At 68.0% G+C, this 19968-nt stretch carries 19 protein-coding genes and 1 tRNA gene (1 of these 20 only partly in view); 17 read left to right on the plus strand and 3 right to left on the minus strand.

Annotated elements, in window-relative coordinates; genetic code table 11:
- Positions 1-13: 13 nt before the first annotated feature.
- On the plus strand, positions 14-763 hold the full coding sequence (locus tag PSR88_RS22045; protein WP_009477388.1) for a hypothetical protein: 750 nt from the start codon (positions 14-16) through the stop codon (positions 761-763).
- Positions 764-1177: 414 nt separating this feature from the next.
- Here the strand turns inward: PSR88_RS22045 and PSR88_RS22050 are convergent, their stop codons facing one another.
- Positions 1178-2014, minus strand: coding sequence for an HAD-IB family hydrolase (locus PSR88_RS22050; protein ID WP_009477389.1), 837 nt, complete (start codon positions 2012-2014; stop codon positions 1178-1180).
- A gap of 381 nt (positions 2015-2395) precedes the next feature.
- On the opposite strand from PSR88_RS22050, the gene ssd reads away from it, so the two are divergent.
- The 8 genes from ssd to PSR88_RS22090 all read left to right on the plus strand — a co-directional run bounded on the left by ssd (position 2396) and on the right by PSR88_RS22090 (position 8657).
- Positions 2396-3481: a septum site-determining protein Ssd gene (gene ssd / locus PSR88_RS22055; RefSeq protein ID WP_029539712.1), complete on the plus strand. Its 1086-nt coding sequence runs from the start codon at positions 2396-2398 to the stop codon at positions 3479-3481.
- Positions 3478-4680 (plus strand): TadA family conjugal transfer-associated ATPase, encoded by a 1203-nt coding sequence (locus tag PSR88_RS22060; RefSeq protein WP_029539713.1) that lies wholly within the window; start codon positions 3478-3480, stop codon positions 4678-4680. Before ssd ends, PSR88_RS22060 begins: the two co-directional genes overlap by 4 nt.
- Positions 4677-5468: a type II secretion system F family protein gene (locus PSR88_RS22065; protein ID WP_011596776.1), complete on the plus strand. Its 792-nt coding sequence runs from the start codon at positions 4677-4679 to the stop codon at positions 5466-5468. Before PSR88_RS22060 ends, PSR88_RS22065 begins: the two co-directional genes overlap by 4 nt.
- Entirely contained in the window at positions 5465-6055 is a 591-nt protein-coding gene (locus PSR88_RS22070; protein ID WP_011596777.1) for a type II secretion system F family protein, read from the plus strand. The genes PSR88_RS22065 and PSR88_RS22070 overlap by 4 nt, the downstream gene beginning before the upstream one ends.
- 57 nt (positions 6056-6112) lie before the next feature.
- Positions 6113-6331: a DUF4244 domain-containing protein gene (locus PSR88_RS22075; protein ID WP_011596778.1), complete on the plus strand. Its 219-nt coding sequence runs from the start codon at positions 6113-6115 to the stop codon at positions 6329-6331.
- A complete protein-coding gene (locus PSR88_RS22080) occupies positions 6331-6705 on the plus strand; it encodes a TadE family type IV pilus minor pilin (RefSeq protein ID WP_011596779.1) in 375 nt (124 codons plus the stop codon). The genes PSR88_RS22075 and PSR88_RS22080 overlap by 1 nt, the downstream gene beginning before the upstream one ends.
- Complete coding sequence (locus PSR88_RS22085; protein WP_009477418.1) at positions 6702-7058, plus strand: Rv3654c family TadE-like protein; 357 nt, start codon at positions 6702-6704, stop codon at positions 7056-7058. Before PSR88_RS22080 ends, PSR88_RS22085 begins: the two co-directional genes overlap by 4 nt.
- A 189-nt stretch (positions 7059-7247) precedes the next feature.
- Positions 7248-8657: an MFS transporter gene (locus PSR88_RS22090; protein WP_016884536.1), complete on the plus strand. Its 1410-nt coding sequence runs from the start codon at positions 7248-7250 to the stop codon at positions 8655-8657.
- Between the two features lie 9 nt (positions 8658-8666).
- Here the strand turns inward: PSR88_RS22090 and PSR88_RS22095 are convergent, their stop codons facing one another.
- Positions 8667-9563 carry a LysR family transcriptional regulator gene (locus PSR88_RS22095; protein ID WP_016884537.1) on the minus strand — a complete coding sequence of 299 codons (897 nt, stop codon included), beginning with the start codon at positions 9561-9563 and terminating at the stop codon, positions 8667-8669.
- A gap of 110 nt (positions 9564-9673) precedes the next feature.
- Between PSR88_RS22095 and PSR88_RS22100 the strand changes: the two genes are divergently transcribed.
- Both PSR88_RS22100 and PSR88_RS22105 read left to right on the plus strand, forming a co-directional pair.
- Entirely contained in the window at positions 9674-10594 is a 921-nt protein-coding gene (locus PSR88_RS22100; RefSeq protein WP_016884538.1) for a CoA transferase subunit A, read from the plus strand.
- Positions 10591-11373, plus strand: a complete 783-nt coding sequence (locus PSR88_RS22105; protein WP_009477423.1) for a 3-oxoadipate--succinyl-CoA transferase subunit B — start codon at positions 10591-10593, stop codon at positions 11371-11373. The genes PSR88_RS22100 and PSR88_RS22105 overlap by 4 nt, the downstream gene beginning before the upstream one ends.
- Positions 11374-11377: 4 nt before the next feature.
- Here PSR88_RS22105 and PSR88_RS22110 read toward each other — a convergent pair whose 3' ends face one another.
- Complete coding sequence (locus PSR88_RS22110; RefSeq protein ID WP_011596784.1) at positions 11378-13741, minus strand: DEAD/DEAH box helicase; 2364 nt, start codon at positions 13739-13741, stop codon at positions 11378-11380.
- A 397-nt stretch (positions 13742-14138) separates the two neighbouring features.
- Between PSR88_RS22110 and PSR88_RS22115 the strand changes: the two genes are divergently transcribed.
- The 6 genes from PSR88_RS22115 to PSR88_RS22140 form a co-directional block, all read left to right on the plus strand.
- Positions 14139-14342: a cold-shock protein gene (locus tag PSR88_RS22115; protein ID WP_005248460.1), complete on the plus strand. Its 204-nt coding sequence runs from the start codon at positions 14139-14141 to the stop codon at positions 14340-14342.
- A gap of 140 nt (positions 14343-14482) precedes the next feature.
- Positions 14483-15067 carry a hypothetical protein gene (locus tag PSR88_RS22120; protein ID WP_009477425.1) on the plus strand — a complete coding sequence of 195 codons (585 nt, stop codon included), beginning with the start codon at positions 14483-14485 and terminating at the stop codon, positions 15065-15067.
- A gap of 137 nt (positions 15068-15204) precedes the next feature.
- Positions 15205-18126, plus strand: coding sequence for a type I DNA topoisomerase (gene topA, locus PSR88_RS22125; protein ID WP_016884539.1), 2922 nt, complete (start codon positions 15205-15207; stop codon positions 18124-18126).
- Between the two features lie 52 nt (positions 18127-18178).
- Complete coding sequence (locus PSR88_RS22130; protein ID WP_016884540.1) at positions 18179-19393, plus strand: DNA polymerase III subunit delta'; 1215 nt, start codon at positions 18179-18181, stop codon at positions 19391-19393.
- 31 nt (positions 19394-19424) lie between these two features.
- Positions 19425-19497, plus strand: a tRNA-Thr gene (locus PSR88_RS22135).
- A gap of 114 nt (positions 19498-19611) precedes the next feature.
- Positions 19612-19968, plus strand: partial view of a DUF2752 domain-containing protein gene (locus PSR88_RS22140; protein WP_016884541.1) — the 5' portion only. It continues 81 nt past the right edge of the window; the window shows 357 of its 438 coding nt (coding positions 1-357); the start codon lies at positions 19612-19614; its stop codon lies off the right edge, out of view.

Genomic DNA, 19968 nt, shown 5'->3' on the forward strand with positions numbered 1-19968 from the left:
AGCGTTCCGGTACGTGAGCGACCCGTTGCAGCCCCTCGTCGACCTTCCCGGCGTCCGCGAAGCCGCGGACCGTGCGCGCGACGCGCTCGGTGCGGTTCACCGCCACAAGACCAACCGGCGCGGCTGGCCGACCACGGCGGCCGAGGCGGCGGTCCGCGCGGCCCGCGCCTCGGCGTCACTGGACGGCGGCAGTACCGAGTTACCCGCTCCCGGCGAGGCAGGCGACCCGATTCTGTCGGGGGCGCTGCGGGTCGGGCAGGCCCTCGACGGTGACGCCCTCACGCTTCTGCAGTCCACCTGGCAGCGGGCACCGCTGCAGGCCCTCGCGCGGCTCCATCTGCTGGCCGCGGCCGACCTCGTGGAAGATCAGGAATTGCTCGGCAGGCCGCGTGCCGGGTCCGGCGTCGCGGAGCGGCTCGACGGTCTCGCCCAGCTCGTGACGGGGGGAACGGCTGCGCCCGCGCCGGTTCTGGCGGCCGTGGTGCACGGGGAATTGTTGACGCTGAAGCCGTTCGGGGTCGGCGACGGTATCGTCGCGCGCGCCGCGTCACGCCTGGTTTCCGTGGCGAGCGGGCTCGATCCCCACAATCTCGGGGTCCCGGAGGTCAGCTGGTTGCGCCGGCAGCAGGCGTACCGCAACGGGGCGGCCGCGTTCGCGTCGGGCGAGCCGGAGGGTGTCGGCAGCTGGGTCGTCCTCTGCTGTGGCGCTCTGGAGGCCGGAGCCCGGGAGGCCACCTCGATCGCGGAGGCCGCGGCGAGTTAGCCGAAATACCCTGCGCTGCAACAAGTTCCCGAATATGTGAAACGGGCGGCGCTGCCGACTGGTGTCGACTTCGCCGCCCGTTAGCACGGACAACCGGTTACCAAGCGTGCAAAGGTGGGTTGTGTGGGTGGCCTCGGCGAGAGTCCGAATATCCTCGGGTCGTCCTTGCAACCTGTGCAGGGTCCTTGCCGGTGAAGACTCGGGTCTCGCAGGCCCACAACGCTTCTGCCCTTATAGTGGCTTATGCTTCGCGTGGGTACCTAGTGCCCGTGCTGGGAATCCTGGTCGGGAGATCGATCCTTCTCTTCTGGGTCGACCTTGGCCTTCCGTTCTTCCGTAACTCCTTTGTACCCCGTGACCCCCCTCACAGCAAGTATCAAATTCGGTTTGTGACCGTGTCGCGGGTTGCGGCGGTCAGCGCTTGCGGCGCAACACTCCATACGTGAACGCACCCGCGACCAGGGCCCCGACGCTCACCGCCGCTGTGGTCACGACGGTGGTCGCGGACGGCGCCTGGAGGCGTGCCCGGAGGGAGACCGGATTGGAGAAAGTCAATATGGGCCAACCGTTTCCGGCCGCGGCCTTCCGCAAAGCCCGGTCCGGGTTGACCGCCGTCGGGTGGCCGACCGCGGTCAGCATCGGGAGATCGGTCACGGAGTCGGAGTAGGCGTAACATGCCGACAGGTCGTAGTGGTATTCGTCGGCCAGTTGCCGCATCGCGTCCACTTTGCCTTCGCCGTAGCAGTAGAACTCCACCTCGCCGGTGTAGAGCCCGTCCGCGACCGCCATGCGGGTGGCGGTGCTGCGCGTGGCCCCGAGTGCTTCGGCGATCGGCGCCACCACCTCCTCGCCCGACGCCGACACCACGATGACGTCGTGGCCCCGCAGCTTGTGGTCCGCGATGAGGTCGGCGGCCTCCGCGAACACCAGAGGGTCCACGATGTCGTGGAGGGTTTCGGCGACGACGGACCGGACCTGGTCCACGTTCCAGCCCGCGCACATGCTCGTGAGGTAGGCGCGCATCCGCTCCATCTGATCGTGATCCGCGCCCGACAGCAGGAACAGGAACTGCGCGTAACTGCTCTTGAGAACCGATCGGCGGTTGATCAGGCCCTGGTCGAAGAACGGTCTGCTGAACGCGAGGGTGCTGGATTTCGCGATGATCGTCTTGTCGAGGTCGAAGAATGCGGCAACCCGACCTGTCTCGGTGTGTCGACCTGTCTTGGCACTTCTCTGTGGCTTCGCGGTCACAATTTCCAAGGATATGCGGACTTCGGGTGGGGTGGGGGCTCGTATGACGGGGCGGAGGAAGGGTCTTTCGGCACTATCGACACGACGGAACGTTCAACAGTTGAACTTGCAAATACTGATCGGGGGAGGTGTAGTATTGATGATGTCCGGATTTGATCCGGGCGATGTTCAGCCCGACCCCCCGGGGCTGAACACTGACGACCCTCGCCTCCTCCCCCCCTGGCGAGGGTCGTCCTCTGTCTGCGGCGGGTCTGCCGCACTCCTCGGCTCGAACCCTTGAAATTGGTGCGCTGGTACCAGTTTCTATCCACAGGGCCGAAGTTGTCCACAGTTCGAGCCGAGCCCCTTCCGGCAGTCTCCGGCAGCGGGCACGCTCGCTGCATGGACGCAGAAGGCAGGGGTGAAGTGCTGGTTCTGGTCGACGACCCGGCATTGCTGCACAGCATCAGGCGCGTGGCGGCAGCGGCCGACCGGGCGCTGAACGAGGTCGACGTCGCCGACGCCCGGCACGTCTGGGGAAGCGCCCCGATCATCGTGCTCGACGCGCGAGCGGCCGCCGCGTGCCGCAACCGGCTCCCGCGCCGGCGGCGGGTGGTGCTGCTGTGCGACGGGCCGCCGGGCATCGACGAGTGGCGGATCGCGACCGCGGTCGGGGCAGAACACGTGCTCGCGGTACCCGAGGACGAGTCCGCGTTGGTCGCCGTGCTCGGCGAGCAACCCCAGCGTCCCGACGCGGACGGCACCGTCGTCGCCGTCGTCGGCGGATGCGGCGGTGCGGGCGCCTCCACGCTGGCGGCGGCCACAGCCCTCACCGCGGCGTCGCGGCCGCAGCCGGCCCTTCTGCTCGACACCGATTCTTGGGGGTCCGGCCTCGACGTGCTGCTGGGCATCGAGGACGTGCCCGGACTGCGATGGTCGGGTCTGTCGATCGAGGGCGGCCGGATCTCCTCGGGCGCGCTCCGGGACGCCCTCCCTGCCCGCGGCGAGCGGCTGCGGGTGCTCGCCTGCAGCCGGACGGGGCACGGCGCCGGACCGACAGAGGCCGCGGTCCGTGCGGTCACCGATGCCGGCCGTCATGCCGGCGATCTGGTCGTGTGCGACGTGTCGCGGTTCCCCGGCCCGGTCACGGAAACCGTCCTCGAACTCGCCGATCTGGTGGTCCTCGTCGTGCCCGCGACCGTCCGGGCCTGCATCGCCGCGGGAAAGGTATCGCAGTGGATCACCGAGAGGAACCCCAACCAGGGACTCGTGGTCCGCGGCCCCGCACCCGGTGGGCTCCGCGGCGCCGACATCGCGGAGGTTCTCGACCTGCCGCTGATCGCGTCGATGCGCGCCGAGCGCGCGCTCACCGGAATGCTCGAACACGGCGGATTGAGGCCTGGCAGGCGCTCCCCGCTGGGCGCCGCGGCCGAGGCGGTCCTCGACACGGTCGGCAGCAGACCGCGGTCGCGGGAGTGGGCGGCATGAGTTCCCTCGTCACACAAGACCTCCTCGACCGGGTGCGCGAACGTCTCGCGCACACGTCCGGCGAGCCGACGCCGGCGACGGTCGCCGCTGCCATCCGTACCGAGTCCGGTGGCGTGCTCGGCGACACCGATCTGCTCGGGGCGCTGCGGGTGCTCATGACCGAACTCACCGGCGCCGGCCCACTCGAGTCGTTGCTGACGGAACCGGGAGTAGCGGACCTGCTCGTCACCGCGCCCGACCGCGTGTGGGTCGATCGAGGCCGCGGGCTCGAACGTGCAGCCGTCCGGTTCACCGACGAGGCGGCGGTGCGCCGGCTCGCGCAGCGGCTCGCGCTGTCTGCCGGGCGCCGCCTCGACGACGCTCAGCCGTGGGTCGACGGAAGGCTACGCGACGTCGGAAACGGCTCGTTCGGTGTGCGGCTGCATGCCGTCCTCGCTCCCGTGGCTCAGGGCGGCACCTGTCTGTCGCTGCGGGTGCTGCGCCCGGCCACCCAGGGGCTCGGCGCGCTCGTCGCGGGCGGTGCCGTGGCTGCGGCGGCCCACGACCTGCTGATGACGATCGTGCAGGCACGGCTCGCCTTCCTGGTCACCGGCGGCACCGGCGCAGGCAAGACCACGCTGTTGGCCGCATTGCTGGGGGCGGTGGACCCGGCGGAACGGATCGTGTGCGTGGAGGATGCCGCGGAGTTGGCGCCGACGCACCCGCACGTGGTCCGGCTCGTGGCCCGGGCACCCAACGTCGAGGGCGTGGGTGAGGTCACCGTCCGGGACCTCGTCCGTCAATCGCTGCGTATGCGACCCGACCGGATCGTCGTCGGCGAGGTTCGCGGCGCCGAGGTCGTCGACCTGCTGACGGCGCTCAACACGGGTCACGACGGCGGTGCCGGAACGGTGCACGCCAACTCGCCCGAAGAGGTTCCGGCGCGGCTCGAAGCGCTTGCGGCACTGGGTGGAATGGACCGCGCGGCGCTGCACAGTCAACTGGCCGCTGCCGTGCAGGTGGTCCTGCACGTCCACCGGTCGTCGAGCGGGGCGCGGCGGCTGACGCAGATCGGTGTCGTCACTCGGGACGAACACGGGCGCGTCACGATCGTGCCTGCCTGGAATCACGACACGGGTGAGGGTCCGGCGGCGGACCGTCTCCGCCACTTGTGTTCTCGGCGTGGACCGGTGGACTCGGGGACGGTGGTGCCGACGTGATCGCCGGTCTGGTGGTCCTCGGCTGCGCGGTGCTTGCGGTGCCGTCCGCGAGATCGCGGCCCCGGTTGCTCGCGGTGACGGGCAGGGAGGGTCCTCGTCGCCGGTTGCGTCTGCCCTGGGTGGTTCCGGCGGCGCTCGCGGGCATTCCGATCGTGTACGAAGTGGGCGGGCTCTGCGCGGTCCTCGCCGCGACGATCGTCTGCGCAACTGTGCGTTTCAGATCGGCGCGACGCAGGGCGGCGAAAGCGAAGGATGCCGATCTGCGTGTCGTACTGTCGAGTCTCGAGGTGGTGACGGCGGAACTTCGGGTGGGTGCTCATCCGGCTGCCGCATGCCAGACGGCGGCCGACGAGTCGGCAGGCAGTGTGGCGGCGGCATTCCGGGCTGCGTCGGCGCGCTCGCGGCTCGGAGGATCGGCCGCGGACGGGTTCCGGATCACGGACTCCCGCGTCGGTACCGAGTTGGGGCGGATCGCCGATATCTGGGCGGTGGCCGATGCGCACGGTCTCGCGCTGGCGGAACTGCTCGAGGCGGCACGGACGGACCTGTTGGGACGCAATCGCTTCCGTCAGCGAACGGAGGCCTCCCTGGCCGGCGCGAGGGCGACGGCGACCGTACTCGCCGGGCTGCCGCTGCTGGGTGTCGGTCTCGGCCAGATGATGGGGGCGGCCCCTCTGACGGTGCTGTTCGGCGGTGGTGTGGGCGGAATCCTGTTGCTGCTCGGTGCGGGGCTGGTGTGCGCGGGCCTGTTGTGGACCGACCGGATCACCGGACGCGTGACGGGATGATCTGGTGCGCGGCACTTCTCCTCGCCTGCGGCGTGCTGGCGCTGCCCGCACCCAGCTCGCCGGTACAGCGAGTGCGCGGCAACGGCGGTCGCGGCCCGGGTGACGCGGCGTCCGCGGTCGACGACACCGCGCGCCGTGAGGACCCGCTCGCGATCGCCGCGACCTTCGACCTCCTGGCAGCGTGTCTGCGCGCCGGACTGCCCGTCGCGACTGCGGCGCAGGCCGTGTCGCGGACGGCGCCGGCACCGCTGTCGGAATCGTTGCGCCGCGCCGCGGACCTGCTGTCGCTGGGGGCGGATGCGGCGACCGCGTGGGAGGCGGCGGCGTCGGACCCGGCCACCGAATCGCTCGCCCGCATGGCGCGCCGGTCGGCCGCATCGGGATCGTCGCTCGCGGGTTCGATGACGGAACTCGCCGCCGACGGCCGGATCCAAGTCGAGCACTTGGCGGCGGCGGCGGCCGAACGAGCGGGCGTGCTCATCAGTGGCCCCCTCGGGCTGTGCTTCCTGCCGGCATTCATCTGCCTCGGCATCATCCCGGTCGTCGTCGGGCTGGCCTCGCGGGTGCTGGACGGCGGGCTGTTGTGACACATCGGCACTTCCGGAGCAGAACCGCTGCGCCGGACACTCTGAAGGGGGAACACCATGCGACACGGAATCCGGGCCTTGGCGGAAGTTCGAGCACTGATCGCTCGCTTGACGCTGCTCGCGACGGACGAGGACGGCATGTCGACGGCGGAGTACGCCATCGGCACCATCGCGGCGGCGGCCTTCGGCGCCGTTCTGTATTCGGTCGTCACCGGCGACAGCATCGTGACGGCGTTGACGAACATCATCGACAAAGCGCTGAACACCGCGGTGTGATGAGTGCTGCCGAGAACCTGCGCCGGTCGGAGGCCGGCGGCGTGACGGTCGAGGCCGCCATCGCGATCGCGTCGATCGTGGCGGTGGTGGTGCTGTGTGTCGGCGCGATCACCGCGGCGACGCTGCACGTCCGGTGCGTCGACTCGGCCCGTGAGGCAGCACGGCTCGCAGCCCGTGGAGATCGCGAGTCGGCGATCTCCACGGCGGCGAAGGTGGCACCCGATGGTGCCGACGTGTCGGTCCGGGCCGAGGGGGAGTTCGTCGTCGCGACCGTGCGGGCACGCAGTCCACTCCTCCCGCTCGTGAACATCTCCGCGGAGGCGGTGGCGGCTCTCGAACCCACCGTGCCGGGGTGGGGCGGGGGAGGGTGGTGAGTTCGGTGATCACCGACGATCGTGGTTCCGTGACCGTCACGGCGTGCTGTGCGCTCGCGGCGCTGGTGGTGGTCACGGCGATGTTGGTGCACGTCGGCTCGGCGGTGTCGGTGCGGCACCGGGCGCAGTCCGCTGCGGATCTGGCTGCCGTCGCCGCGGCCGTCGGGCTGGACCGCGGCACCGAGGCGGCGTGTGCCGCGGCGCGGGAGGTGGCGGGGCGAATGCGCACCGAAGTCGTGTCCTGTGAGATCGACGACTGGGACGTCGAGGTCGCGGTCACCGCGCCGGTGCTCCTGTCCTCGCTGGGTGTCCGGGATGCCCGGGCGGTCGCGAGGGCAGGTCCCGCGGAGTGACGTCGGAGCGAGGAGGTGGTCCGGTGAGGCGCATCACTCCAGCGTGTGCAAGGTTTCGGTGATTGTGACCGGAATCGCAATAATCCCCCGCTCAGGAAGTATTGGACGGCATCGATCCTGTGATGCGAGTCTCACTGGTGCGAGCTGGTTTTCATCCACACCACTCCCTTTGGCGAGAGAGGGCATTACATGACCACGGCACCACCGAAGCGGACCGAGGCCGAGACAAAGGCGCGGAGGGCGGGCATTGCCTCGTTCATCGGCACCACGATCGAGTGGTACGACTTCTACATCTACGGCACCGCGTCGGCACTGGTCTTCGGTCAGGTGTTCTTCTCCGACACCCTCCCGGCAGGCATGGGCACCCTGCTCGCGTTCGTCACGTTGTGGGCGGGGTTCCTCGCCCGTCCGATCGGCGGTATCGTCTTCGGCCATCTCGGCGACAAAATCGGTCGAAAGAACACCCTGGTCATCACGCTCATGATGATGGGCACCGCCACCGTCGGAATCGGACTCCTGCCCTCCTACGCGCAGATCGGGATCTGGGCGCCCGCCGCCCTGGTGTTCCTCCGGGTCGTCCAGGGTGTGGCAGTAGGCGGTGAGTGGGGCGGGGCGGTGCTGATCGCCAGTGAGAACGCACCCAAGGGGAAGGGGATTCTGTACTCGGCGTTCGCCCAACAGGGGTCGCCCGCCGGAAACCTCCTGGCGACGATGGCGTTCTTCCTTCTCTCCGCCATGCCCACCCCGGCTTTCGTGCTCTACGGGTGGCGCATCCCGTTCCTGATCTCCGCGGCCCTGGTGATCGTCGGCATGATCATCCGCCTCAGGCTCGAAGAGTCGGATGCGATGAAGACCGTGCTGAAGCGCAAGAAGACTGTCGCACTGCCGATCGGTGAGGTGCTGCGCAAGCATTGGGTCCTCGTCCTCCTCGGTGCGGGCGCGCTGCCCCTGGCCCAGGTGACGTACTTCAAGAACACCTTCGCGTTGTCGTGGGCCACCAGCGAACTCGGCTACGACCGGGGCACGTTCCTCGGCGCCATCGCCATCGCCCTCGTGGTCCAGTTCATCGTGCAGCCGTTCGGCGCCGTCCTGGTGTCGCGGATCGACATGCGGAAAGCCATGTGCATCATGGTGATTCCCGAGTTCGTCCTGATGCCGGCCATGTTCTTCGCGATCCGGACCGAGAACTTCGCGATTGCCGTCGTCGCAATGTGCCTCGCGACCATTCCACACTCGATGTTCTACGGCGCCATCGCCGGAGTGCTCGCGCGGGCCTTCCCCGCCAACATTCGCTACACCGGCCTTTCCGCGGCGTACCAGCTGTGTTCTCTGATCGTCGGCGGCGGCACCCCGGTGCTGGCGCAGTGGATGCTCAACTCGTCCGGAAACATCGTCGGTGTTGCGTTCGTGTCGGCCGGCTATGCCGCCGTCTCCTTGGTCTGCACGCTGTTGCTGCTGAACCGGACCGGATTCGACGCGCGCCGGTTGTCGACCGCGGAGCAATCCGACGCGGACGAACTGCAACTCGAGATCGATGAGGACGATGCGGTGGACACCGCTCCGAATGCAAGGCAGGCCCGTGCGACAGCCCACTCCTGACCGCGGGGGTCATTCCGGCGTGGGCAAGGCCTCTTCGGACAGCCGGAGGACTTCCCGCAACGCGGCGTTGTCGTCGTCCGCTCTCCAAGCGATCCGCAGTTGCAGGGTGCTGGGACCGCCGACCAGCGGCAGGAACACGACATCGGGGTTGTTCACGTTCTCGGCCACGGAGGAGACGGTCAACGCGCAACCGACCTCCGCGGACACCAACGCCATCAACGCCATCGAGTCCGGGGCGCTCTGCACGATCCGGGGCGTGAAACCGGCGTCGTGGGCCGCCCTCTGCAGGGAGTCCCGCAGCGCCGATCCGGGATCGGCGGGCAGCGTCACCCAGGGCTCGGTGGACAGTTCCTCGATGCGAACGCCGTCCCTGCCTGCGAGCGGGTGGTCGGTGGGCAGGGCCACCACGAAGTCCTCGTTGAGGATGACGCGGGACGCGATGCCCGGCGGGGTGAAGATCCACCGGACCAGGCCGATGTCGAGGGTTCCGTCGAGGAGCTTGTTCAGCGCTTCGCTCGCGAAAGCGGAACTGTCCAGCACGAATTCGATACCCGGGTGGGTGTGCCGGACGAGTTTCGCCCACCGTCCGATGAGCAGGTGGGACGAAACTCCGGCGAAGCCGATGCGCACCCGGCCGACCTGTCCGCGCCCGGCGGCGGCGACGGCGATCTCCGCGAGCCGGCAGGCGTCCAGGATTTCGCGCGCCGGGCCGAGCAGTGCCTCACCGGCGGAGGTCAACCGGACGTTCCGCGTGTTTCTTTCGAAAAGAGTTGCTCCGAGCTGTTTTTCCAGTTGCCGAATCGTTCGGCTCAGCGGCGGCTGGGCCGAGTGCAGGCGCTGCGCGGCGCGGCCGAAATGCAACTCCTCGGCAACTGCGAGAAAGGCAGTGATCTGAGAAATCTCCACGGGAGAACTATTGCAGTTCCAGCAACAGATTTGTCAACACTATTGATTCACACGGCGGTAATCCGGTGGGAGAGGTTCCGAGGCGGCCTCCCGTCGTTCCGGAGAAGGGCATGGCGATGAGCAAAGTGGTCAGCATGGCGGAAGCCATGGAAACGTATGTCGAGGACGGGATGACCGTGTGCCTCGAGGGCTTCTCGCATCTCATCTCCTTCGCGGCTGCGCACGAGATCATCCGGCAGAAGCGGCAGAACCTCACGCTGTGCCGGATGACGCCCGACATCGTGTCGGATCAACTCGTGGCCGCCGGGTGTGTCACCAAGCTCGTGGCCTCGTTCTTCGCGAGCGGCTCGGCCGGATCGCTGCACGAGTTGCGACGCCGAATCGAGCACCACGATCCGGTGGCCCTCGAGGTCGAGGAGTACAGCCACTACGGAATGGTCTGCCGCTATCAGGCGGGCGCCGCACGACTCCCGTTCTTTCCGCTGCGCTCCTATGCCGGAAGCGACCTTCCGCGGCTCAACCCGCGAATTCGACTCGTCGACGATCCCTACGGCGAGGGCACCGTGTACGTCGTGCCTCCGCTGAACCCGGACGTCACCATCGTCCACGCGCAGCGCGCCGACCGTCACGGCAACGTGCAGATCTGGGGTATCTCCGGGGTTCAGCAGGAAGCGGTGTACGCCGCGGGGAAGGCGATCGTGGTCGTCGAGGAGATCGTCGACGACGAGGTCGTCCGCTCCGACCCCAGCCGCACGTTGATTCCCTCCCACGCGATCGATGCCGTCGTGGTCTGTCCGCGCGGGGCGCATCCGTCCTACGTGCAGGGGTACTACGACCGGGACTGCGCGTTCTACCGGCGATGGACCGCGATCAGCAAGGACTCCGCCCTCCTGCAGGCGTGGCTGAAGGAGTGGATCCACGGCACCGCGAATCACGCCGAGTACCTGGACAAACTCGGCGGCGACTACTGGAACGACCTCGCCGTCGAGCCCCGATTCTCCGAACCAGTCGACTACGGGAGCCGGAAATGAGCACAGCACCACTCGGAGCGATCTCGGCGACGGAGATCATCGTGTCCGTCGCCGCCCGCGAACTCGCCGGGAAGGGGCGCGTCTTCGCCGGCGTCGGCTTGCCGACTCTCGCCGTCGATCTCGCCAAGAGGACAAGTAACCCGGACGTCGAATTGATCTACGAATCGGGAGTGTGCGGCGCGCACCCCGCCGCGATGGCCGAGGGCATCGCCGACTCGGTCGTCGTGTCGGGCGCGGAGTCGGTGGTATCGATGTCGGCACTGTTCGGTTACGTGCTGCAGGGCGGCAACGTCGACGTCGGATTTCTCGGTGCGGCCCAGATCGACCGGTACGGCAGCCTCAACACCAGCATCATCGGCGACTGGGACAAGCCGACGGTCCGGTTGCCCGGTGCCGGTGGCGCCGTGGAGATCATGCCCAACGCCGGCGAGATCTTCGTGGTGATGCGGAGACACGACCCGAGCGCCTTCCCGGCGGAACTGGACTTCTGCACGTCCCCGAGCCCTGTCCGGGCCCGGGAGGCAGGTGACGGAATCATGCCCCGAGGCCGAGGGGTGACGAAGGTGTTCACGAACCTGGGGGTGCTGTCGAGGCAGGGTCCGTTCGACGAACTCGAGCTGGTCAGCGTGCACGAGGGGGTCACCGTCGACGACGTGCGAGCGCAGACCGGCTGGGAACTGAAGGTCGCCGACGATCTCACCGTCACCGCCCCGCCGACCGGCGAGGAGATTCACCTGCTCCGCGATGTGATCGACAAGGTTCGGCTGTATCTGCGCTGACCCGTCAGCCGAGTGAGTCCAGTACCGCCGTCAGGACCCGGATCGCGCCGTCCTTGTCGAGGGGGTCGTTACCGTTTCCGCACTTCGGTGAATACACGCACGACGGGCAGCCTGACGTGCATTCGCACGATTCGATCGCTTCACGGGTCGCGCCGAGCCAGCGAGTGAGTTCGGCGTGACCCCGGTCGGCGAATCCGGCGCCGCCTGCATGACCGTCGTAGACGAACACCGTCGGAAGTCCGGTATCGGCGTGCACCGCCGTCGAGACGCCGCCGATGTCGCCTCGATCGCACACCGCGACGAGAGGCAGGAGCCCGATCGCGGCATGTTCGGCGGCGTGGAGCGAACCGGGCACGCGTTCGGCCGGAACACCCGCCCGCACCAGAAGTTCCGGGGTAACGGTGTACATCACCGCGCGGGTGGGGAGGGTCTGCTTCGGCATGTCCAGTTCGACCGCGTCGAGGACCTCGCCCGAAGGCAGCCGTCGCAGGTACCCGATCACCTGATGGGTCACCTCCACCTCGACGAGCGCAACCTCGACGTCGCCGAACTGCTTCTGCTCGAGTACCGAGGTGACGGTGATCTCGGTGGTCTCGCGGGCCGACGTCGTCCAGTCCGGGTCCTCCGCGTGCACCAGGGCGAGTCCCTGGTCGAGGTCGAGTTCGTCGACGACGTACGACTCACCCTGGTGGATGTGGACGGCGCCGGGGTGTGCCGTGGCGGGAGCGCGGCCCGTGTCGACAGTTCCGAGCATGCGTCCGGATTCCGACACGACAATTGCCACCTGGGTTCCGATTCCACCCCGGATATCCACTGCGCCATGAGGATTTGTGCCGGCGGTGACGAACCAGCCGTGTGCCCGCCGGCGGATCAGGCCCTGCTCGGCCAGCTTTCCGAGAACGTCGATCGCCCCGAACGCCTCGGCCTCGGCGTCGGAAAGTGGTAGTTCCATTGCCGCGCAGAGCAACTGCGGTCCGAGGACGTACGGATTGCTCGGGTCCGTGACGGTCGCCTCGACGGGTTTGTCGAGCAGCGCGGACGGGTGGTGGACGAGGTAGGTGTCGAGAGGGTCGTCACGCGCGATCAGGACTACGAGCGAACCTTCGCCGCGTCGGCCGGACCGGCCTCCCTGTTGCCAGAACGACGCCACCGTGCCGGGGAACCCGGCGACCACGACGGCGTCGAGGCCGGCGATGTCGACGCCGAGTTCCAGCGCATTCGTCGTCGCCGCCCCCAGCAGCGTGCCGTCGGCGAGTGCGGTCTCGAGCTCACGCCGGTCCTCGGCGAGGTACCCGGCTCGATACGACGCGACTCGCGACGAGAGTTCGGGATCGATCTCCCCGAGTAGGCGTTTGGTCGCCATAGCAGTCAGCTCCGCGCCCCGGCGGGAACGCACGAAGGTGAGCGTGCGGGCTCCCTCGACCATCAGGTCGGCCATGATGCGCGCGGCCTCCGAACCCGCGGGCCGTCGAACGGGGCTTCCGTTCTCCCCGGTGACCTCCCGCATGAGCGGGGGTTCCCACAGCGCGACCGTCCGGGGGCCGTGTGGTGAACCGTCTTCCACGACCTCGGCGCAGGGCGCGCCGATCAGCCGTGACGCCGCCGCTCCAGGGTCCGCTGTCGTGGCGGACGCGAGGACGAAGACGGGTTCGGCGCCGTACCGTGCCGCGATGCGCCGGAGCCGTAACAGCACGAGCGCGACATTCGAGCCGAAGACACCACGGTAGGAGTGGCATTCGTCGATCACCACGTACGCCAGGTTCCGGAAGAAGTGCGCCCATCGCTGATGGGTCCGGAGGAGGGAGATGTGCAGCATGTCGGGGTTCGTGAAGAGCCACCGCGAGTTCTCCCGTGCCCAGTGCCGCACCTCGAGTGGGGTGTCGCCGTCGAACATGCACGGGCGCACGCCCCGGAGGTCGTCCCCGGCGTCCAGGACTTCCGAGTCGATGAGCGAGGTCACGGCCCGGAGTTGGTCTGCTCCCAGCGCCTTGGTCGGCGAGAGGTAGAGGGCGGTCGCCCGCGGATCCGTTGCCAGAGTGGTGAGTACCGGAAGCTGGTAGGCCAGGGACTTGCCCGAGGCGGTGCCGGTCGACACCACGACGTTCGTCCCGTGATGTGCCAGGTCGGCGGCGGTGGCCTGGTGGGTCCAGGGACGGGGGATCCCGTTCTCCTGCATGGCCCGGACGACGCTCGGGTGCGCCCACGCGGGCCATTCCGACAGCTGAGAAGTCCGGGCAGGCATTTCGGCGGCGAAAGTGAGCGGGTTTTCGTCTCGGGGAACACCCTCGAGGACTCGGTTCAGCAGCGCCCGGCCGTATGTTTCGCCCGTATTTCCACTGTCGTCACGTGGTGAAAACGGTGTGCTCACTGATGTCTCCGGGCTGTCGTAGGGTACGGGCGAGTAGCTTCCACACCGCCACGACCTGCGCATTTGATGATAACGAGTCCTTTTCCGGGGCTGTCGCCCGGGGTGTCGTGACCCCCGCGCCAATCCGCTGTTTCGTGCCTGTTCGCTACAAGATCAACTTTTTGTGTGAATTGTTCGGATTTCGACTGTTGCGTTCGCGGAGTTCATGGTTGACTACAACTGGTCGCAGCTTCTGTGTTCGTAGGCTTGAAAGAGTGAACGTTCGCAGGATCGATGTTGCGAACGCGGTGCTCTGCTTTTCCTGAGGGGGAAATCTAGAAGTACAGCGGTCGGAACCGGCCCGGCGGACTGTATGTGCTGTCCGCCGAATCCGGTGGTTAGAAAGAGAAGGAAAAGCATGGCACAGGGCACTGTGAAGTGGTTCAACGCGGAAAAGGGCTTCGGCTTCATCGCACCCGAAGACGGCTCCGCTGACGTCTTCGTTCACTACTCCGAGATCCAGGGCAGCGGCTTCCGCACCCTCGAGGAGAACCAGCGCGTGGAGTTCGAGGTCGGCCAGGGCACCAAGGGCCCCCAGGCTACCGGCGTTCGCGCAGTCTGATTCTGCCGTTCACATTCGTGAACACGTAAATCAGATAGGCGGGGTCTTCGTGACCGCGTCTGATTCGTCCCCCATCGCCTGAGGCGGTGGGGGACGAGTCGTTTTCACGGCAACGGTGCCGTGGCAAAGGGGGTACTTCAGTGAGCCAGCTCTCCTTCTTCTCCGCGGAGGCGATGCCGCCGGCAGTCACCGATCTGTGCGGTCTTCTCGCCGCGACGGGTCAGGTGGTCACATCGGCCGGGCGTGCGCGCATCTCGATCGTGGTCGACGCCCAGTGGCGGGCGGAGGCGATTGCGGAGTTGATCACCCAGGCCGGACTCGAGGTCGAGATCACGCGCAGCGACGAGGGCAGCCCGCTGGTCCGCACCGCATCGGTCGTCGACTTGCGGCCTCTCGCGGACCAGTGGACGAGAGGGGCGGTCAAGGCGGTGCCCTCCGGCTGGGTGCCGTCGGGGCGTCAGCTGAGGGTGTGGGCTCTCGCGTCGGGCAGGAGTGAAGCGGAGGGGGAGCGGTTCGTCCTCGGACTCGATCCGCATGCCCCGGATACCCACGCGCCGTTGGCTCAGGCATTGATGAGAGCGGGCATCGCGCCGACGCTGATCGGTACCCGTGGCTCCGGTCCGGGGCTCCGAATCTCGGGTCGGCGTAGGCTCGGCAGACTCGTCGAGAGCATCGGTGAGGCGCCCGGAAATTTGGACGACCGTACCGGTTGGCCCCACGTGTAGAGCCGCGCACACGGTACTGATCTGCGAGGATGGGTTCCGGGTATGTCACTCTAGTAATAGGCGAACCGGGTATAAAAGGGTTTGTCTGCACAACTGCCGAGTGGCAGCGATCGACTTCAGGAAGGCTCGGGCTACAGGTGGCTAAAGGGGACAACGGCAGTGCACAGGGTGCGGCGGGAGCGTCCGGCCAGCCTCGCCGCCTCGTGATCGTCGAGTCGCCGACCAAGGCCCGCAAGATCGCCCCGTACCTCGGAAAGAACTATGTCGTCGAGGCGTCGGTCGGTCACATCCGCGACCTTCCGCGCGGAGCCGCAGACGTCCCGGCCAAGTACAAGGGTGAATCCTGGGCGCGGCTCGGAGTCAACGTCGACCATGATTTCGAACCCCTCTACGTGGTCAGTCCAGAGAAGAAGTCCAAGGTCACGGAGCTGAAGAGCCTCCTCAAGGACGCCGACGAACTCTTCCTCGCCACCGACCCCGACCGTGAGGGCGAAGCGATCGCCTGGCATCTCCTCGAGACGCTCAAGCCGAAGATCCCGGTTCGCCGGATGGTCTTCCACGAGATCACCGAGCCGGCCATCCGCGCCGCGGCCGAGGACACCCGCGAACTCGACAACGACCTGGTCGACGCGCAGGAGACCCGCCGCATCCTCGACCGTCTGTACGGCTACGAGGTCAGCCCCGTGCTGTGGAAGAAGGTCATGCCGAGGCTGTCGGCAGGCCGAGTGCAGTCCGTCGCCACCCGTGTCATCGTGCAGCGGGAACGTGAGCGGATGGCGTTCCGCTCGGCGTCCTACTGGGACATCTCCGCCACCCTCGACGCCGGCGCCGACGCCAGCCCCCGCAGTTTCGGGGCGCGTCTGGTGAGCGTCGACGGCTCCCGGGTCGCCACCGGCCGCGACTTCGGCGCCGATGGCCAGCTGAAGACGAGCACCGTTACGGTTCTGGACGAGGCGCGAGCGCAGCGTCTGGCCGAGTCCCTCGCCGGTGTCGACCTCACCGTCTCCTCCGCCGAGAGCAAGCCGTACACCCGCAAGCCGTACGCGCCGTTCATGACGTCGACGCTGCAGCAGGAGGCGGGCCGCAAGCTCCGCTTCACGTCCGAGCGGACCATGCGCATCGCGCAGCGGCTGTACGAGAACGGCTACATCACCTACATGCGTACCGACTCGACGACCTTGTCGTCGTCGGCGATCGCTGCCGCCCGCGCGCAGGCCACCGAGTTGTACGGCGCCGAGTACGTGCACGACACACCGCGCCAGTACACGCGCAAGGTCAAGAACGCGCAGGAGGCGCACGAGGCCATCCGCCCGGCCGGTGACGTGTTCCAGACCCCTGGTCAGCTGCACTCCCGCCTCGACACCGACGAGTTCCGCCTGTACGAGCTGATCTGGCAGCGCACCGTGGCGTCGCAGATGGCGGACGCGCGGGGCACGACGCTCACCTTGCGGATCACCGGAACCGCGGGCACCGGCGAGGAATGCACCTTCTCCTCGTCGGGCCGCACCATCACGTTCGCCGGATTCCTGAAGGCCTACGTGGAGAGCGTCGACGAGGAGGCCGGCGGCCAGTCCGACGACGCCGAGTCGCGCCTGCCGGTGCTCGTCGAGGGCCAGGCGGTCACCGCCACCAAGCTCGATCCCGATGGCCACACCACGAACCCGCCCGCCCGCTACACCGAGGCGAGCCTGATCAAGACCCTCGAAGAGCTGGGCATCGGCCGCCCGTCCACCTACTCGTCGATCATCAAGACCATTCTCGATCGCGGATATGTCTACAAGCGCGGCAGTGCGCTGGTCCCGTCCTGGGTGGCGTTCGCCGTCATCGGTCTCCTCGAGATGCACTTCGGGCGGCTGGTGGACTTCGACTTCACCGCCGGGATGGAAGACGATCTCGACGCGATCGCCGGTGGCCGGGAACAGCGCGGCAACTGGTTGAGCAGTTTCTACTTCGGCGGCGATCACGGCGCCGAGGGTTCGGTTGCCCGTGAGGGCGGCCTGAAGAAGATGGTCGGGGTCAACCTCGAGGAGATCGACGCTCGCGAGGTCAACTCGATCAGGCTCTTCGACGACGCCGAGGGACGGGAAGTGCACGTCCGCGTCGGACGGTTCGGTCCGTACCTCGAGCGGATGGTCCAGAACCCGGACGACCCCGAGGGCGACCTCATTTCCCAGCGGGCCAACCTGCCCGACGACCTTCCGCCGGACGAGCTGACACCGGAGTACGCGGAGAAGCTCTTCTCGACGCCGCAGGAGGGTCGCAAGCTGGGCGTCGACCCGCTCACCGGCCACGAGATCGTCGCGAAGGAGGGCCGCTTCGGCCCCTACGTCACCGAGATCCTTCCCGAGCCGGAACCGGAGCCCGAACCGGCAGTGGTGCCGGTGACGGACGAATCCGGCGCCGGGACGACCAAGACGAAGACAGCTGCCAAGAAGGCGCCCGCGAAGAAGGCGGCGGCGAAGAAGGCCACCGGTCCGAAGCCGCGGACGGGTTCGCTGCTCAAGTCGATGGACCTGGCGACGGTGACCCTCGACGACGCCCTGAAGCTGCTGTCGCTGCCGCGCGTCGTGGGTGTCGATCCGGAGTCCAAGGAAGAGATCACCGCGCAGAACGGCCGCTACGGCCCGTACCTGAAGAAGGGGACGGATTCGCGGTCCCTCGCCACCGAGGACCAGATGTTCACGGTGACCCTCGACGAGGCGCTGAAGATCTATGCGGAGCCCAAACGCCGCGGACGTCAGGCTGCGGCCACCCCGCCGCTGCGTGAGCTGGGCGTCGACACGGTCAGCGAGAAGCCGATGGTGATCAAGGACGGCCGGTTCGGGCCGTACGTGACCGACGGTGAAACCAACGCCAGCCTCCGCAAGGGCGACGAGGTGGAGTCCATCACCGACGCCCGCGCTTCGGAACTGCTGGCGGATCGGCGTGCCCGCGGTCCCGTCAAGAAGAAGGCCGCCGCGAAGAAGGCGCCCGCCAAGAAGGCTGCAAAGAAGACCGCCGCCAAGAAGGCGCCGGCCAAGAAGGCGGCCTCGAAGAAGGCAGCGGACAAGAAGGCGTGAGCCGGTACCTCGGGCCGGTCGTGCTGTCGCATGTGCCGGTTAGGCTGGCGCGGTGACGGTATTCGACCGGTTGGTGGGCCAAGAGGACGTCGAGGCCGAGCTGACGGCCGCGGCGACCGCCGCCCGTCGCGGAGTCGGCGCGATGGGCTCCTCGATGACGCATTCGTGGCTGTTCACGGGCCCACCCGGATCCGGTAGGTCGGTGGCCGCGCAGTGTTTCGCCGCAGCACTCCAATGCACCAGCGACGGCGTTCCCGGCTGCGGCGTCTGCCACGCGTGCACCACCGCGATGGCCGGTACCCACGGCGACGTCCGGCAGGTAGTCCCCGAGGGGCTGAGCATCAGCGTCAAGGAGATGCGCGCCATCGTGCAGACCGCCGCCCGACGGCCGAGCACCGGGCGCTGGCAAATCGTGGTCGTCGAGGACGCGGACCGGCTCACCGAGGGGGCGGCCAACGCCCTCCTGAAAGTGGTGGAGGAGCCGCCGGATCGCACCGTGTTCCTGTTGTGCGCGCCCTCTGTCGACCCGCAGGACATCTCCGTGACGCTGCGGTCGCGCTGCCGGCACGTCCATCTCGTGACCCCGTCGGCCGACTCCATCGCCAAGGTCCTGCGCGAGCGGGACGGCCTGGATCCCGCCGATGCGCAACTGGCGGCCTCGATCAGCGGCGGTCACGTCGGGCGCGCCCGACGTCTCGCGACGGATCTCAATGCCAAGGTGCGCCGTAAGGATGCTCTGGATCTCGCCGTCGCGGCGCTGCGGCCCGCCACCGCGTTCGCCGCCGCGGAGGATCTGGTGCGTTCCGCCGACGCGGAGGCGAAGGAGATGAGCGCGTCCAGGGACGAGCAGGAGACCGAGGAGTTGCGCACCGCGCTGGGGGCGGGCGGCACCGGCAAGGGTGCTGCCGGAGCCCTGCGAGGCTCGGCCGGCGTGCTGAAGGATCTCGAGAAGCGCCAGAAGTCCCGGGCCACTCGCACGGGCCGTGACGCACTCGACCGTGCACTGATCGATCTGGCCGGTCTCTACCGCGACGCGCTCGCCGTCGCATGGAAATCGAACGCGGCCGCGAACCACCCGGACATGGCGGATCGGGCCGCCGACCTCGCCTCGCGAACAACCCCGGAAGGCCTTCTGAGGTGCATCGAAGCCGTCCTCGAGTGCCGCGAGGCGATCACCGTCAACGTCAAGCCTCAGTGGGCTGTCGACGCCATGGTGGCCACTCTCGGCGACGCGTTCAGGGAGCCGTTTTCGCATACTCGGGGTTGAGGCGCTAGACTCGCCACCGCCGAAAGGCACCGCTGCCTTAGCTCAGTCGGTAGAGCATTTCACTCGTAATGAAAAGGTCGAGAGTTCGATTCTCTCAGGCAGCTCAGCGGTCCTCTGGCCCTTCCCGATCAGTCGGGAAGGGCCAGAGTTGTCTCCGGGGCAGGACACGTTCGCCGTGGCCGATGTGTATGCCCGGAAGAATCGTGAAGACTGGTCACGTGGACACCCACAGCGAAACTCCGACGACGCCGGCGGCCGGTCTGCGCGCACTCGGTGCACCCGCCGCTGTGGCCGCCGGCGCCGTTGTCGCTGCCGCGATCCTCCACTTCCGGGATCCGCATCAACCGGGTTCGTACGGCTTCTGTCCGGTCTATGCCCTGACCGGATGGTGGTGCCCGGCCTGTGGGGGGCTGAGGGCGGTGCACGACCTCACCAACCTCGACATCGGCGCCGCCGTGGCCGGCAATGTTCTGATCGTCCCGTTCATTGCGGTGATGGTCTTCGCCTTGATCGGATGGGCACGTCGCCGATGGCGAGGACAACGCGATCGCACGATCGTGTTCGGTCCGCGAGTG

The organism is Rhodococcus sp. DK176, from assembly GCF_038447315.2.
Classification (GTDB): Bacteria; Actinomycetota; Actinomycetes; order Mycobacteriales; family Mycobacteriaceae; genus Rhodococcus_F; species Rhodococcus_F jostii_A.